This is a genomic window from Melittangium boletus DSM 14713, from assembly GCF_002305855.1.
GTDB classification, from domain to species: domain Bacteria; phylum Myxococcota; class Myxococcia; order Myxococcales; family Myxococcaceae; genus Cystobacter; species Cystobacter boletus.
Window position 1 is genome coordinate 6,792,401 of the sequence record NZ_CP022163.1, and the last position, 14,316, is coordinate 6,806,716.

At 70.8% G+C, this 14,316-nt stretch carries 11 protein-coding genes; 5 read left to right on the forward strand and 6 right to left on the reverse strand.

Translation table 11 applies throughout. From position 1 onward, the window contains the following. Positions 1-59: 59 nt before the first annotated feature. The 5 genes from MEBOL_RS28355 (at position 60) to MEBOL_RS28375 (ending at position 7,353) form a co-directional block, all read left to right on the forward strand. Positions 60-1,232: a thiolase family protein gene (locus MEBOL_RS28355; protein ID WP_095980374.1), complete on the forward strand. Its 1,173-nt coding sequence runs from the start codon at positions 60-62 to the stop codon at positions 1,230-1,232. Positions 1,233-1,296: 64 nt separating this feature from the next. After that, on the forward strand, positions 1,297-2,556 hold the full coding sequence (locus MEBOL_RS28360; RefSeq protein WP_095980375.1) for a DmpA family aminopeptidase: 1,260 nt from the start codon (positions 1,297-1,299) through the stop codon (positions 2,554-2,556). Positions 2,557-2,732: 176 nt separating this feature from the next. After that, positions 2,733-3,956 carry a hypothetical protein gene (locus MEBOL_RS28365; protein WP_157775569.1) on the forward strand — a complete coding sequence of 408 codons (1,224 nt, stop codon included), beginning with the start codon at positions 2,733-2,735 and terminating at the stop codon, positions 3,954-3,956. A gap of 618 nt (positions 3,957-4,574) precedes the next feature. Continuing rightward, on the forward strand, positions 4,575-5,114 hold the full coding sequence (locus MEBOL_RS28370) for a hypothetical protein (protein ID WP_179956312.1): 540 nt from the start codon (positions 4,575-4,577) through the stop codon (positions 5,112-5,114). 64 nt (positions 5,115-5,178) lie between these two features. Then, positions 5,179-7,353, forward strand: a complete 2,175-nt coding sequence (locus MEBOL_RS28375; RefSeq protein ID WP_095980377.1) for an FUSC family protein — start codon at positions 5,179-5,181, stop codon at positions 7,351-7,353. 15 nt (positions 7,354-7,368) lie between these two features. On the opposite strand, the gene MEBOL_RS28380 is transcribed toward MEBOL_RS28375, so the two are convergent. From MEBOL_RS28380 to mrpC, 6 genes are all read right to left on the reverse strand, one after another. Next, a complete protein-coding gene (locus tag MEBOL_RS28380; protein ID WP_095980378.1) occupies positions 7,369-8,046 on the reverse strand; it encodes a hypothetical protein in 678 nt (225 codons plus the stop codon). Next, a complete protein-coding gene (locus MEBOL_RS28385) occupies positions 8,040-9,104 on the reverse strand; it encodes a pilus assembly protein (protein ID WP_095980379.1) in 1,065 nt (354 codons plus the stop codon). Before MEBOL_RS28385 ends, MEBOL_RS28380 begins: the two co-directional genes overlap by 7 nt. Then, positions 9,104-10,612, reverse strand: a complete 1,509-nt coding sequence (locus tag MEBOL_RS28390) for a pilus assembly protein TadG-related protein (protein ID WP_095980380.1) — start codon at positions 10,610-10,612, stop codon at positions 9,104-9,106. The genes MEBOL_RS28385 and MEBOL_RS28390 overlap by 1 nt, the downstream gene beginning before the upstream one ends. Continuing rightward, a complete protein-coding gene (locus MEBOL_RS28395; RefSeq protein ID WP_095980381.1) occupies positions 10,609-11,361 on the reverse strand; it encodes a TadE/TadG family type IV pilus assembly protein in 753 nt (250 codons plus the stop codon). The genes MEBOL_RS28390 and MEBOL_RS28395 overlap by 4 nt, the downstream gene beginning before the upstream one ends. 151 nt (positions 11,362-11,512) lie before the next feature. Then, the gene (locus MEBOL_RS28400) at positions 11,513-13,375 is read right to left on the reverse strand and encodes a MutS-related protein (protein WP_095980382.1); all 1,863 of its coding nucleotides are present in this window, start codon (positions 13,373-13,375) and stop codon (positions 11,513-11,515) included. Positions 13,376-13,489: 114 nt separating this feature from the next. Continuing rightward, on the reverse strand, positions 13,490-14,236 hold the full coding sequence (gene mrpC, locus MEBOL_RS28405) for a Crp/Fnr family transcriptional regulator MrpC (RefSeq protein WP_095980383.1): 747 nt from the start codon (positions 14,234-14,236) through the stop codon (positions 13,490-13,492). Positions 14,237-14,316 lie beyond the last annotated feature (80 nt).

The following is a 14,316-nucleotide window of genomic DNA, read 5'->3' on the forward strand; positions in this document are numbered from 1 at the left end:
CATCCAGTGATTCAAGACTTTGCGAGCCCGGGGTCGCCCCCGGGCGAGGAGACAGACAAATGCCCGGTCGAGTCGTGATTGCCAGCGCGGTGCGCACCCCGTTCACCCGCGCGAACAAGGGAGAATTCAAGGATACCCGGCCCGATACGCTCGCGGCCCTCGCCATCAAGGAGGCCGTGGCGCGCGTGCCCGGTCTCAAGGCCGAACAGGTCGAGGACGTCATCCTCGGCTGTGCCATGCCCGAGGCCGAGCAGGGCATGAACGTCGCGCGCAACGCGGCGCTGCTCGCGGGCCTGCCGGACACCGTTCCGGGGATGACCATCAACCGCTTCTGCTCCTCGGGCGTGCAGTCCATCGCCCAGGCGGCGCAGGCCATCAAGTCGGGGATGATCGACGTGGCCATCGCCGGGGGCACCGAGTCCATGAGCATGGTGCCCATGGGCGGCAACAAGGTGAGCGCCAACCCGGAGATCATGGAGAAGCACCCCGAGGTGTACTCCTCCATGGGCGTCACCGCGGAGAACATCGCGTCGCGCTACAGCGTGTCGCGCGAGGACGCGGACAAGTTCGCCTACGAGAGCCAGCGCCGGGCGGCCACCGCGCGCGAGCAGGGCAAGTTCAAGGACGAGATCTTCCCCGTCACCACCACCGTCTACGACGAGGAGGGCACGGCGAAGCAGGTGACGGTGTCCGTGGACACCATCCTGCGCCCCGAGACCACGCTCGAGGGCCTGGCGAAGCTCAAGCCCGCCTTCAACCAGAAGGGCGTGGTGACGGCCGGTAACGCCTCGCCGCTGACGGATGGCGCCGCCGCGGCGGTGGTCATGAGCGAGGAGAAGGCGAAGGAGCTCGGCATCAAGCCGCTGGGCTACTTCGTGGACTTCCAGGTGGCGGGCGTGCCCCCGGAGATCATGGGCATTGGCCCGGTGCCCGCGGTGAAGAAGCTGCTGGCGAAGAACAACCTCAAGGTCGAGGACATCGATGTCTTCGAGCTCAACGAGGCCTTCGCCGCGCAGGTGCTCCACTGCATCCGCGAGCTGGGCGTGCCCCTGGAGAAGGCCAACCCGAACGGCGGCGCCATCGCGCTGGGCCACCCGCTGGGCGTGTCCGGTGCGCGCATGGTGGCCACCATCCTGAGCGAGCTGGCGCGCCGCAAGGGCCGCTACGGCGTGGTGTCCATGTGCATCGGTGGTGGAATGGGCGCCGCGGCGCTCATCGAGCGCGCCGAGTAATTCGCGCCACCCTCGGCCCTTCCTGCCTTGTCAGGAGGGGCCGTTGTGTTCGTACCGTTGGGGGATGAACCCTCTCGTCCCGCGCTTTCTCTCCGTGTTGTTGCTGGGCCTCCCCCTCGGGGTCGATGCCCAACCCGCCCCGGTGTCTCCCGCCCCGGCGCGGCCCTCCGCCCCGAAGCCCCGCGCCCGCGAGCTCGGCATCACCTTCGGCGGTCAGGCGGGCCCCCTCGACGCCATCACGGACGTGCCCGGCGTGGAGGTGGGTCACACCACGCTCATCTCCGGCGAGGGCAAGCACGCGGTGCGCACGGGCGTCTCCGCCATCCTGCCTCGGGGGCGCGGGCGCATCGCGGATCCCGTCTTCGCCGCCACCTATGCGCTCAACGGCAACGGGGAGATGACCGGCGCGCACTGGGTGAATGAATCCGGACTGCTCGCCGGTCCCGTCATGTTGACCACCACCAACAGCGTGGGCGTGGTGCGCGACGGCGTGGTGGTCTGGGGGGCGAAGCGTGGCCTCGCGTGGGAGCTGGGCCTGCCGGTGACCGCGGAGACCTACGACGGCTTCCTCAACGACGTGAATGGCTTCCACATCAAGACGGAGCATGCCCTGAGCGCCATCGACGGAGCGCGGGGCGGGGCGGTGGCCGAGGGGAACGTGGGCGGGGGAACGGGGATGCTCTGCCACGGCTTCAAGGGGGGCATCGGGACCGCGTCGCGCCGGCTGGACGCGAAGCTGGGCGGCTACACCCTCGGCGTGCTGGTCCAGGCCAACTACGGCATCCGCCGGCTCTTCACGGTGGAGGGCGTTCCCGTGGGGCAGGAGATTCCCGACCTCCAGGCCTGCTACACGGGAAAGGCGCCCCCGGCCTTCTCCTCGGACATGCGCCCGTGCTCCGAGCGCGCGCAGCTCGTTCCCCAGCGCCTGACCCACGATCTGGGCTCCATCATCGTCCTGGTGGCCACCGACGCGCCGCTGCTGCCCCACCAACTGGCCCGCATCGCGAGGCGGGTGCCGCTGGCCCTCGGGAAGATGGGGAGCGTGGGCGGGGACTCCTCGGGCGACATCTTCCTGGCGTTCTCCACCCAGCCCACGCTGCCTCCCAGCGGGAGCAAGGTGGCCCGGGTCGAGTCGCTGAACAACGCGGACCTCAACCCGCTCTTCGAGGCGACGGTGCAGGCCACGCAGGAGGCCATCCTCAATGCCTTGCTCGCCGCCGAGACCATGACGGGGGTCGACGGAGTCCGTGTCTTCGCCCTGCCGGGAGATCGGCTCGTCGAGGCCCTTCGCAAGTACGGACGGCTCCCCCCGGCGGGCCGCTGAGTCCCGTGCCGGGGATGACGCGCGCTTCCCGGGACGTCCGCGAAGCGCGACCCTGGCGATGAACACTCGGGAGGATGCGCGCTCCTGACTGGCCCGGGGTTTGCCCTGGGGTCGAGCGCCGCGTGCCGCCGTCCGTGCACGGTGTCGGAGGCGCGCCGCGGCGAGGGGCGGAGAACGTGAGCCGTGTGGGGGCGAGCCGTAACGATGATGTCCTCGTGCTGGGGATGAACCCGCATGTCCAGGCCGAGGCCGATGCGATCCAGAAGTCCCATCCCGGAGCGCGGGTCCTCACGATCCGGGACAGTGCCCGGAATGATCAGGTCCGAGGCGCGCGGGCGGGGGGAGGGCAGGGGCTGCATGACTTGCGGACGGAGGCGGGCATCCAGTGCTTCGTGGGGGGATTGGGGCTGACGTGGGCCCAGGGACAGCGGGTGGCGGCGGCCCTCTCCAGCGCCGGGGCGGACGCGCGGGATGAGCTCGCGCAGCTCGCCCAGGTGTGGGCCCGGGCGGAGAAGGGGGGCGTCATCCCCTCGCGCCTCGTGCTCTCCGGACACAGCGGCGGGTGGAGTCTCTGGGGCGAGGACAAGGGCTTCACGAATGGCGCGCTCACCCGCGACAGCATCGCGCGGCTCGCGGCGGCCCTTCCCCGAGCGGCGTCCCAGGTGGAGGACCTGTGCATCGCGGCCTGTTACAACGGGGGAGAGACCTCGGTGGAGGCATGGCGCGCGCTGTTTCCCCAGGTGCGCACGGTGTGGGCCTACAACGGAAGCGCTCCGGGGACCTTCTCCGGCGCCACGGTCCATCTGGCCCGGTGGGAGAAGGCGACGCGCGGAGCGGTGGACGTGCTCCAGGCGGACCGGGCCCGGGGGACGCGCAAGGGCGAGAACGTCGCGGTGTGGTCGCGCCGCGATGGCTACCAGACCGCCACGGTGCGCGAGAGCACCTCGGGCCTGCGGGCCCGGTACGCCGAGGGGCAGGCGGTCTTCGCGCGCTACTTCGAGGGCCAGGAGCGGGTGCGTGACACGCAACGGGGCCCGCTGCGCGAGCACTACAACACCCTCCAGTCGCTGCTGGGCCGGCCCGAGGTGTCCCTCGCGGAGCGGGTGTCGCTGGAGCGGGCGCGGGATCAGACCCTGCGCCTCCTCTTCTACGGCAACGTGGCCACCCGGTTTCAGCGGACGCATGACGCCAGCCTCCAGCGGGGATTCGAGGCGCTGGGGCGGAGGGCACCGGACTTTTCCCAACTGAGCCGCGCCGAGGCGCTGTCGCGCATCCAGTCGTTTGGCGCCGAGTTGTCCCGCCGCCAGCCTCCTCCGAGGGACGCCGTGCGGCTGTGGCCCCTGCTCTCCGAGGGCTTGCGGGAACTGAATCGCGCCCACATTCCGGAACAGTGGCTATGAGCGCGCGCTTCTCTCGCGGACTCGCCGTGGGGGTGTTCCTGTTCCTGGCACGGGCCGTCCACGCGGACCTCCCCGCCGAGCCCGGGCCCGCCTCCGAGGCGTTGAAGGCCCGCTGCCACGCGGACCTGGATCGCGTCATCGCCGAGGCGGTGCGCTTCGGGGCGAACCACCGGCGGGCGCAGGCGCTGCTCGCGGGGCTCTCCACGGCCTGTGAGGGCGTGCTGCCCGAGCGGCTTCGAAGGGGGGCGGGGAGGGCGGCCTCGGCGCGTCGTCTCGAGCGCGCCAGACACCTGCTGGAGGCGGCGCGCGGCTTCGTGCCCGAGGACTGCCTCGCCCCCGCGGACACCTGGGCACGGGATGCGGTGCCCCGGTGTTTCCCGCCAGAAGACATCCACTTCGCGGCCCCCCTTCCGCCCTTCCTGGACACGGGCAGCTACGCCTTCGCGCTCGCGGTGCGGGGGCGGTTGCTCACGCGGGGCGCGTATGCCGAGCGGGCGCAACGCTGGGTCGCGGAGTTCCTTCTGCGGAGTGCGTTGGAGGGCGAGGCGGCCCGGCCCCCCTTCCGTCCGAGGCTTCGGAGCGGGCAGAATCCCCTCGCTCCCCCGGAGACCTCCCCCCATGTTTGGCAGACTGCTGTTGTGGGCGCGGCGCAACTCGCGCCGGGCGCTCGCCCTTCTCCTGGCCCCTGGCCTCGTCGCGCTCGCCTTCGATGCCGCCGTCGCCCACTGGGCCGGGAAGGACTTCGACAACCGGCTCCAGGCGATTCCCGTCGTCTATGGTGGGGTGGGCTGTCTGTTGATGATGGCGGTGTGCGTTCCCCGTTCACGCGCGGTGTTCGCCTGGACCGCACGCCTGGTGGGAGTCGCGGGCGTGCTCATCGGTCTGGCGGGAACGGTCTTCCACGTCCTCCAGTGGTGGGAGGAACTGGGGGGTGAGTACTCGGCCGCGAGCCTCGAGGGGGCCTTCTCGGTGGCGCCTCCCCTGCTCGCGCCGCTCGGCTTCTCCGGGCTGGGCGCCCTGCTGTTCTTCCTGCCGAGCACGAAGCTGCTGCTCCGCTTGCGCGTGGGCTCGCCTATTAGCGGCGGTGAGGGGCCCCTCAAGCACGCCGGGTCTCGCGAAGTGTCCGTCTCCGAGCGGGACGAGCGCAGGAGCGCCTGAGGCCCGAGGAGGGCCTCGCGCCCGCGGTGCTCTCGGGTAGTGTGTCCTCCCACGGGAGGGCGCGATGATTCGGCGTCTGGTGGAGCATGCGAGGGAGGTGGTCCGCTTCGCCCCGGTGAAACCGGCGGTGATGGCTGGGATCCGGGCGGCGATCGCGAGCGTTCTTCCCCTGGCTCTGGCCCATGTCCTTCATCTTCCCGGAGGTCTGTGGATGTGTCTGGGGGGCTTCAACGCCTCCTTCGCGGACAAGGGGGGCTCGTACCGGGCCCGCGCCACGAGCATGGGCGCGGGGCTGATCGCCGGAGCGCTGGCTGTCGGCCTGGGCGTGGTGGCGGGGGCGCATCCGGTGCTCTCCATCGCCGTGGCCCTGCTCTGGGTGACGGCCTGCTCCTTCGGAGGGGCGTACGGGGCCGCGGCGAACGTGGTGGGCAACACCGCGGCGAGCGCCTTCGTCGTCTCCCTGGGCCTGCCGCACCAGGAGCTGTCCGAGGCCCTGCAGCGTGGCGGCTTCCTGGCGCTCGGGGCGCTCTGGGCGATGTTCCTCTCGCTCGTGCTCTGGCCCATCCGTCCGTACGGGCCGTCGCGGCTCGCCGTGGCTCAGTGCTTCCGGGCGGTGGAGGAGTACGCGGGCGAGGTGAACCGGCTCTTCCTCTCGGGGGCGGAGGGGGAGGCCTGGCAGGCGGTCATCCAGCGTCATCACGCGAGCATCCGCGAGACGCTGGAGGTGGCGGGCAGCACGCTCGCGGCCACGCGCCGGGGCCGGGGTGAGAGCGAGCGGGGCGAGCAGTTGCTGGTGCTGTTGCAGATCGCGGAGGTGATGTTCGGGACGGTGATCGCCCTGGGCGACGTGCTGGAGAGCCTGTGCCGGGAGGCGCGGGACGAGCCCGCGTGGACGCACGTGGAGCGCACGCTCGCCACCTTCCGCCAGGAACTCCTGCGGCTCGCGCGGGGCGTGGAGACCGAGGGCCGGGTCCGGGAGTTGCCCTCCGTGGAGTGGGCGCGCGCACCCGGAGAGGCGGCGCGGTCGCTGGAGGAAGGGGAGCGGGCGGCGCTCGGGTATGCGTTCCGGTTGCTCGCCCAGTTGCGGGACTTCGTGGAGGCCGCGGCGAAGACGGAGACGCGTCTGGCGGGCGAGCGGACGGCGCCCCAGGGCCCGCCTCCGACGTGGAAGCAGCGGGTGCTCGGGCCCCTGCGGGACAACCTCTCGTTGGACTCCATGGTGTTGCGGCACGCGCTGCGCGTGGGCCTGACGACGACGGTCGCGGTGGGGACCGCACTCGCGTTCATCCCGAGCCACGGCTACTGGGTGACCATCACCGTGCTCACCATCATGCAGCCGTACACCGGCGCGACCTTCCTCAAGGGGCTCCAGCGGGTGACGGGCACGGTGGTGGGCGGCCTGCTCGCCGCGGCGATCGCCTCGAGCCTCCATTCCCCGTACGTGATCCTCCCGTTCGTGTTCGTCACCGTGGCGATCAGCATCGCGATCATCCCGCTCAATTACGGGCTCTACACCGTCTTCCTCACGCTCACCTTCGTGCTGCTGGCGGAGTGGGAGACGGGAGATATGACGCTGCCCCAGGTGCGGGTGCTCAACACGCTGATGGGTGGCGCGCTCGCGTTGGCGGGGACGTGGTTGTTGTGGGAGCGCTCGGAGCGGGAGCTCCTGCCCGAACAGCTCGCCGCGGCCCTGCGCGCCAACCGGGAGCATTTCCTCCTGGTGCTCTCGGATCGGCTGGGTTCCGCGCCCCGGCGTCCTGACGAGCTCTTCTCCGAGGCCCGGCGCAAGATTGGCCTGGCGACGCTCAATGCCGAGGCGTCCTTCCAGCGGCTGTTGTCCGAGCCCCGGCGGCGCACGGAGCCCATCGAGCCGTTGATGACGCTGCTGGCCTACCTGCGGCGGTTCGCCGCCTCGGTGGTTTCCGTGTCCGTCTCCCCGCGGGACGAGGTCTCCCAGCGGATCCGCGCCCAGGTGGAGCGCTTCGTGGACTCGGCGGCGCTGGCGCTGGAGGATCTGGCGGAAGCGGTGCACCGGGGCCGCGTGCCCTCGCCCCCGCCGGACCTCCTCGGGTGGCTGCGGTGGAATGGCCAGACGGAGGCGGAACTCGAGCCGCTGCTCCGGCTCCAGTTGGAGCGGGTGGCGCGGCGGATCCTCGTGCTGCATGGCGCCGTCTCCCGCCGCGCCGCCCAGACGCCGCTGGAGCGGCCCTCGGCGCCCGCGGCCCACCCGGGGGCGTGAGCCCACGCGCGCGGCTCAGGGGCCGGGAGTCTGGGCGCTCGACGGCGAGGCGGTTTCGAGGAAGAGCAGGACGGAGGTGCCGCCACCGTCGGGCCGGAGGGACAGGCGGACCTGTCGCGTGTCGCGGCGGAAGAGCTGGGGCTCCTCTTCCTTGTACCCGGCCTTGCCGAGCTGCTCGCGGTACCAGGCCCGCAGGGAGGCCTCCGGGGTGGGGGCCCGGTAGGTGAGCGTTCGCGCCCCCTCGAAATCTCCCTGGAGGACGTTCGTGGCTCCCGGGTAGAGGGGAAGCGGGGACTCTCCCGGTGGCGGGCGCTGGACGTCCCCCATCTTCGCCTGGCCGAGCACCACCGTGGTGAGACCGCTCCCGGCGGGCTCGAGGATGACGGTGTAGGCGGTGAGGGTGCGCGTATCCAACGCGGTGAGGTGCGGCTGGCGCAGGACGCGGGGCGGACGGGGCTGGATGTAGTAGCCGGCCTCGTCGAAGGCGGTAGCGAAGGATTGCAGCAGGTTCTCGATGCTCTCGCGCGAGGTGTAGACCTCGAGGCGGATGGGGATGCCATCCACCTTCATCTCACCGGGCACCTCCACCTGGGCCACCAGGCCCGGCACGCGCCAGTGGAAGGCGGCCGGGGCCGGGGCGGGCTTGTCCGGCGTGGCGCCCAGCAAGGGCAGCAGGAGTAGCCAGCTCAGCATTTGTTGAGTCCCAGGAAGCACCGGTTGGAGGCACGGCGCAGCGCGGTGGGTTTGTGCTCCACGCCGCCCGTGTTCCGGGGCCGATCCATCATGTCCTTGGCCTCGCCGGCGGGGGTGTCGCGCTCGATGTAGTTGTCCTCCTCGCCCCGGTAGCTCATGAAGAAGCCGCCCTCGTCGATGGGGCTGTAGCCCACGAAGTACTCGGCGAGGCGCGAGGAGTCGCGGCCGGCGGCGCGCCGGTTGTTGTCGAACACCTTCTTCGCCGCGTAATAGAAGGCGGTGTTCTGCGCGCATGGCTGATCCGGCCGCTCGGGCTGGAGGGGGCAGTGGCCGCTCACGTCGGTGTCGGCGAACGCGAAGTCCCCGAGGAGGATGCCAAAGCGGCCCTTGCACTCCTCGCCCGGAGCCGCGCGGCCCACCGAGCACACCTTCATGCGCAGCTTCTTGGCGTGCTTCTCGCTGAAAAAGCCCCCCTCGCCCTCGAGGAAGCTCAGGGGCAGGGCGGGCAGCGACTCGAGGCGGGCCTCGGCGGCGCAGGTGACGCCTCCCATGTTCTCGTAGACGCCCGTGAGGACGCTCTCGTTGGAGCTGCCCGGGATGGTGCCGGGAGGGACCTTGCCGAAGTCCCCCTTCACGGCGGAGAGCATGGAGGGCGGGCTGCCCCGGGGCAGATCGAAGGCGATGCGGTCCTCGCGCACGCAGCGCACCTTCATGCCATCGATGCGGGTGAAGAGGTGGGAGATGGACGGGTTGCCCCGAGGGGTGGAGCTGCGCCCGTCGAAGTCGACGTAGCGCGCGTTGGCGTTGATCTCGAGCTGGAGCGGGATGCCGGGAAAGGTGTCGAAGTTGCCAATCTTCGACGGGTTGCCCACCATGCGGTGCACCCGCAGGGCGGTGCTGTCCCACAAGGGCGAGACCGCCGCCTCGTGCACCTTGATGGACAGGTAGCCCACCTCGGCGAAGTGGATGCCGAACATCAGCACCGTGATGAAGATGATGATGCCCAGGGTCAGCTCCACCAGGGACTGGCCCCGGGGGGTCCGTTGGATGGGTGGCATCAGTGCACTCCCCGGTAGCCGTTGCGGATGAGGTGCTGGAAGGCCTCGGCCGCGGTGGCGCCCACGGTGGCGGGCACATCGCCGCCGCCGTAGCGCAGGTCTCCCTGGCGGTCGATGTCCGCGGACACGAGCGTGGCGCGCCAGAAGGGATTCCAGAGGTTGGGGGGCTCGTTCCAGTGGCCGCGCCGGTGGTAGTAGGCCATGCCCGTGGCGAGCGCGGACTGCGTGCCCACGGGGATGCCCTGGCCGGTGGTGAAGCCGTTGTTGTCGAACGCGCCGTAGCCCTGCTTGCCCAGGTGGAAGCGGAAGCTCAGGTTCCACGGATCGCTGTTCGGGCCGCGCACCACGTAGTCGCGTTGCACGAGCGAGAAGAGCTTGGGCTGGGCCCAGTTGTTGTCGTCCGAGTGGTCGCCGGTGTTGTAGGCGAGGCCGCCGACGAAGGTGTTGGGGCAGTAGCGGGGGTCGTCGCAAGGCAGGAGGGTGTGCCGGTACTGCTTCTCCATGCCCGGATCCGCGTGGCCCTTGCCGGGGATGACGGGGCTCCAGGCGTGGTCGTCGCTCGTGTCGTTCAAGTCGGTGGCGCGCACGAAGGCCCGGGCGAAGAACGTCATGGGCGCGCACATCGGGAGGGCGGGGAAGGTGACCCGCACGGTGGCGTGGTCCTCGGCGTAGGAGAAGTAGGTGCCGTCCGCCCGGCCGCCGTGTCCCGCGTTGAACAGCCCATAGGAGCTCCTGCTCCAGTAGGCGCTGCCTCCGCCCCGGCTCACGTTGAGCACGCCCCCCACGGAGGCCAGGGCCCCGAGGATGCCTCCGGCGGCTCCCAGGGGCCCCACGCCCTGGCGCTTGGTGATGAAGCCGTACCCGCGCGAGGCCATGGCCATGTCCAGGGCGAAGTCATTGCCCCCGAGCGCCTGATCCAACTCGCGCACGGAGATGGGGGTGGGCCCCGCGTGCAGCTCCCGGGGGAAGCGGCTGCCCTCGCTGGCGAGCTTCGTCATCTGGGTGGCGAAGGACTTGTCCCCGCCGCTCACGGAGTCCTTGAGCCGGCCGAGCATCTCCGACTGCATCATCGCCAGGTGGAAGGCCAGCAACTGGATGTTGAGGGACTGCACCCCGGCGCTCGCGTCCAGCTCGTCCCACTTGCTGGAGATTTCCTCTTCCTGGCTCTCCAGGGCCTCGAGGGCGGCGGTGGCCTCGGGGCAGCCCTGGGTGGCCACGCGCGCGGCGTTGAGGTTGGCGCGCATCATGCTGGTCCAGCTCACCAGGCTCATGGTCGCGGTCATGGCCACCATGTGGCCCGTCTCGGCGCGGCGCAGCAGGGCGATGCTGTTGAAGGTGCGCGCCGTGGCCACCGCGCTGCTGTAGGCGGCCAGGTCCGCCAGGCTCTGGGCCTCCATCTTCTCGCGCACCCGCATGGAGAAGGAGAGCGTGACGCACACCATCAGGACGAGCAGCAGCATCGTCAGCGCGAGCAGGACGAGGGCTTGTCCACGGGGACGGCGGTTCATAGTCCCTCTGGAGTGGGCGCGCAGTTCTGCGTGCGGAAGAAGGTGCGGCGCGCGGGCGTCATCATGCGCATGCTGTAGCTGGCCTGGAGCGGGAAGACGTACTCGCGGCGGTTGGAGCGGTCGACGAGCTCGCGCGCGATGGCCGCGTCGAACCCGGCGCTCGAGCGCTCGTCCCAGTGGGCCGTCTCGGTGAGCAGCAGGGGGTTGTGGGCGGTGTAGTTTCTCAGCCCCCAGCGGGCCAGGAACATGCGGTTGAGCACCCAGTTGGCGAAGGGGATGCGCATGGGAAACCAGAAGATGATGCGCGACTCCAGGCGCATCACGTCCCGCAGGCTGCCGTAGCGCGCGGGATCATCGAACGACTCCTCCTCGTCCGTGGGGATCTCCGCGCGCAGGGGCCGCTCGCGGGTGAGCCACACGATGGGGCCGGTGTGCTCCGAGCCGTGGTACTGGTTGTCGTTGTGGCGGCCGAAGGCCTTGCCGAGCGCCTCGGGGGAGTCGGTCCGGGCGAAGGTGGGCAGCAGCGCGGCGATGGCCGCGTGGGTCATGGCCACGCAATCCCCATGCTTCACGCTGCCCGTGCGCACGGCGCGGAACACCGCGTACTCGGTCAGCGTGCGCGCCTGCAGCAGCAGGAAGAACTGGAGCGTTCCCAGGATGAGGAAGAGGGTCAGGGGGAGCGTCAGCGCCGCCTCGACCGCCGCCTGTCCGGACTGGGCGTCCGTGGAGGGACTCTTCTTCCTCAGCATGGCTGTAGACTTTCACCCATTTTGAACCGTGAAGCCACCGGTCAAGGCGACGAACCCGCCTTCCCCGCTTTCGGGGAGTGGGGGGCATCATGGGGAAAGGTGAATCGAGGCACCATCCGTTATGTGGACGCGCCCGGGAGATTCTCGGAGGTCACTCGTGGCGCACCGCATCAGGCGTTGGATCCTCCACGGGGACGCCCGCCATCTTGAGCACGCGCAGGGCGTTGGTGGTGTCCACCACCCCCGGCCGCAGCCGGTAGTCGAACACCATCTTCCCCTCCTCCAGGTGATCGCGGAAGTGCATGTTCATCACCCGGCCCGCGTGCTCGTCGGCCAGGCTGGCGAGCGACAAGTCATGGGTCGTCACGCCCCCGCTCGCGCCCGTGGCCAGCAGCAGGCGGAGCACCTCGCGCGAGGCGATCTGCCGCTCGCGGGTGTTCGTCCCGAGCAGGATTTCATCCAGGAGGAAGAGGGCCTGGCCCTGGGCGGCGGCCGCCGCGTCCAGCACGGCCTTGATGCGCTGGACCTCCGCGTAGAAGTACGACACGCCCCGCTCCAGGGAGTCCTTCACGCGCATGCTGGTGAGGACCTGGAGGGGAGACAGGGTGAAGGCGCGCGCGCACACCGGGGCACCCGCCAGGGCGAGCACCGCGTTGAGCCCGAGGGCCCTGAGCAGGGTGGTCTTCCCCGACATGTTGGAGCCCGTGAGGATCAGCGCGCAGCCCGGGCCCGGCAGCGACACGTCGTTGGGCACCGGCTCGTCCAGCAGGGGGTGGCCCACGCCCAGTGTTTCCACCTTGGGCCCCGCCTCCTCGAGCGCGGGCCAGATGAAGCCGGGCCGGTCATGCGCGAGCCCGGCCAAGCACGACAGGGCCTCCAGCTCCGCGAGCGCCTCGAACCAGCCGCGCACCTGGGCGCCATGCTGCTCGCGCCAGCGCTCCAGCGCGAACAGGGCGTGCACGTCCCACAAGGTGAACAGGTGGACCACCGGGTGGAACTGGTGCCGTTTGAACTCCACGAAGGAGTACAGGAAGCTGAAGCGCTTCAACCGGGCGGACACGGGCTCGCGCGTCTCGGGCTGCATGCCCGACTGCACCCGGCGCAGCTCGGGGTGCTCGAAGCGCTCGCGCTCCACGCGCTCGAAGACGGGGGCATAGCGCACGAAGCCCCGCTCGCCCGCGCTCATCAGCTCCTCCATGGCCCGGAGCGGCTTGCGCGTCAGCGCCACCACCGCGAGCTGGGCGAGCAGTCCGCCCCACCAGAGCGAGCGGGGCGCGGCGCCGAGCTGGCCCAGGACGTAGAGCGACAGGGTGAGGAGGGGCAGCACCACCGCGACGGAGCGCGCCCAGCGGATGCCCGTGAGCGAGGGGCCACTCTCCGCCCATTGAATGAAGAGGCCCGGGTCCGCCTTCTCCTTGGCCACCGCGCGCGCCTCCACGCACACGTCCTGGCGCAGGTCCATCCGAGGGACGAGCTCGCGCGCCGCCTCCTGCCGGGCCCGGACCTGGGCCACCCCCGCCGGCCGGGACAGCCACGCCGCGAGCCGTTCCTCGCCCGCCCGGGTGGCCGTTTCGTTCATGAGCTGGAAGACGCTGCCCTGGCCGAAGACGTCCAGGTCCGCCGCGTACAGGTGCGAGCCCACCAGGAAGCGCTCGCCGCGCTCGGCGAAGTCGTGCCAGCCCCGCGTGAGCCGCGCGAGCCCCCGGGTGTTGAGCTGGACGTACTGCCGCTGCCGCTCCTCGCGCAGGAACACCTGGTGGTGCACCACCGCCAGCACGATGTACCCCACCAGCGCGGCCCCGGCCGCCCACCAGCCCGTCTTCGGCAAGCGGCCGAACATGACGGCGAGCGCCACCGCGGCTCCGGCGGTGAACACCACGGCGCGCAGGTTGGCGTAGCGGGCGCTGAGCGCATCCAACCGCTTGAGCTCGGCCTCGGCGGTGGCGCGGCGCTCGGTGTACGTGAAATGTGGGGACAGGGCGTCGGGGGACGGTGTGGTCACGGGCCCGCGCATGCTGGGTCGCTCGCGTGGATGGGGCAAGCCAAATGAAGAACCCCGGCGCCCAACCCGTGTCGGCACGGGGGCATCCGGGGCTCCTGACTTCCCTCGTGAGAGGGAAGAGGGGGACTACTTCTCCTTGGACGCGAGCTTGCGCAGGGCCTTCTGGTCGCGGATGCAGAGGATGCGGCCCACGTTGCCGAGCACCCCGTCGCGCTTCATCTCGTTGATGAGCGTGGAGACGAACGAGCGCGAGGCGCCCACGAGGTCCGCCAGGTCCTGCTGGGTGATGCCGCGCAGGTCCGTCTCGCCGCCGTGCGGGCAGCGCTCGCCGTGGGCCTCGGCCAGCGTGAGGAGCGTGTCCGCCAGGCGGGCCGGCACTTCCTTGAAGGTCAGGCCCAGCACGCGCTTGCGCAGGGCACGCACGCGCTCGGCGTAGGCGCGCACCACGTCCACCGCCAGGGCCGGCCGGGCCTCCAGCTGGGCGCGGAAGTCACGTCCCTCGATGCTCCACACCTCGGCCTCGCCGCTGGCGATCGCCATCTCCTCCACCGGGGTGCCCTCGGGGCGGAACAGCTCGCCGAACAGGTCGCCGGGGCGCAGGATGCTCACCACCGAGCGCGAGCTGTTCTTGCCCAGGCGCATCAGGCGCACGCGGCCGCTCTTGAGCAGGTACACGCGGTCGGTCGTGTCTCCCGGGCGGTAGATGACCGAGTTGTGCGGGAAGGACTCGACCTTGAAGTAGCCCTTGAAGTCGATGGCCTCCTGACCGGGGACCAGCTTGTTGGCGGTGACGAGCATGCCGGAGCTGGTGGTCTGGATGGGGGCGACGACGTTGGAACCGATGGGACCGAGGGGGCGATTGAAACCGTGCATGGCGGGCACTCCTGCAGGCGGTTGGAAGTGGGGTTGCTGTGCTGCGAACGGAACAGTCCCTTTCCAAGCTTTGTGCCAAC

What these genes read in the sequence shown, in the direction of transcription:
- MEBOL_RS28355 (WP_095980374.1), top strand. Translation starts at nt 60, where the DNA reads ATGCCCGGTCGAGTCGTGATTGCCAGCGCGGTGCGCACCCCGTTCACC.
- MEBOL_RS28360 (WP_095980375.1), top strand. Translation starts at nt 1,297, where the DNA reads ATGAACCCTCTCGTCCCGCGCTTTCTCTCCGTGTTGTTGCTGGGCCTC.
- MEBOL_RS28370 (WP_179956312.1), top strand. Translation starts at nt 4,575, where the DNA reads ATGTTTGGCAGACTGCTGTTGTGGGCGCGGCGCAACTCGCGCCGGGCG.
- MEBOL_RS28375 (WP_095980377.1), top strand. Translation starts at nt 5,179, where the DNA reads ATGATTCGGCGTCTGGTGGAGCATGCGAGGGAGGTGGTCCGCTTCGCC.
- MEBOL_RS28380 (WP_095980378.1), bottom strand. Translation starts at nt 8,046, where the DNA reads ATGCTGAGCTGGCTACTCCTGCTGCCCTTGCTGGGCGCCACGCCGGAC.
- MEBOL_RS28385 (WP_095980379.1), bottom strand. Translation starts at nt 9,104, where the DNA reads ATGCCACCCATCCAACGGACCCCCCGGGGCCAGTCCCTGGTGGAGCTG.
- MEBOL_RS28390 (WP_095980380.1), bottom strand. Translation starts at nt 10,612, where the DNA reads ATGAACCGCCGTCCCCGTGGACAAGCCCTCGTCCTGCTCGCGCTGACG.
- MEBOL_RS28395 (WP_095980381.1), bottom strand. Translation starts at nt 11,361, where the DNA reads ATGCTGAGGAAGAAGAGTCCCTCCACGGACGCCCAGTCCGGACAGGCG.
- MEBOL_RS28400 (WP_095980382.1), bottom strand. Translation starts at nt 13,375, where the DNA reads ATGCGCGGGCCCGTGACCACACCGTCCCCCGACGCCCTGTCCCCACAT.
- mrpC (WP_095980383.1), bottom strand. Translation starts at nt 14,236, where the DNA reads ATGCACGGTTTCAATCGCCCCCTCGGTCCCATCGGTTCCAACGTCGTC.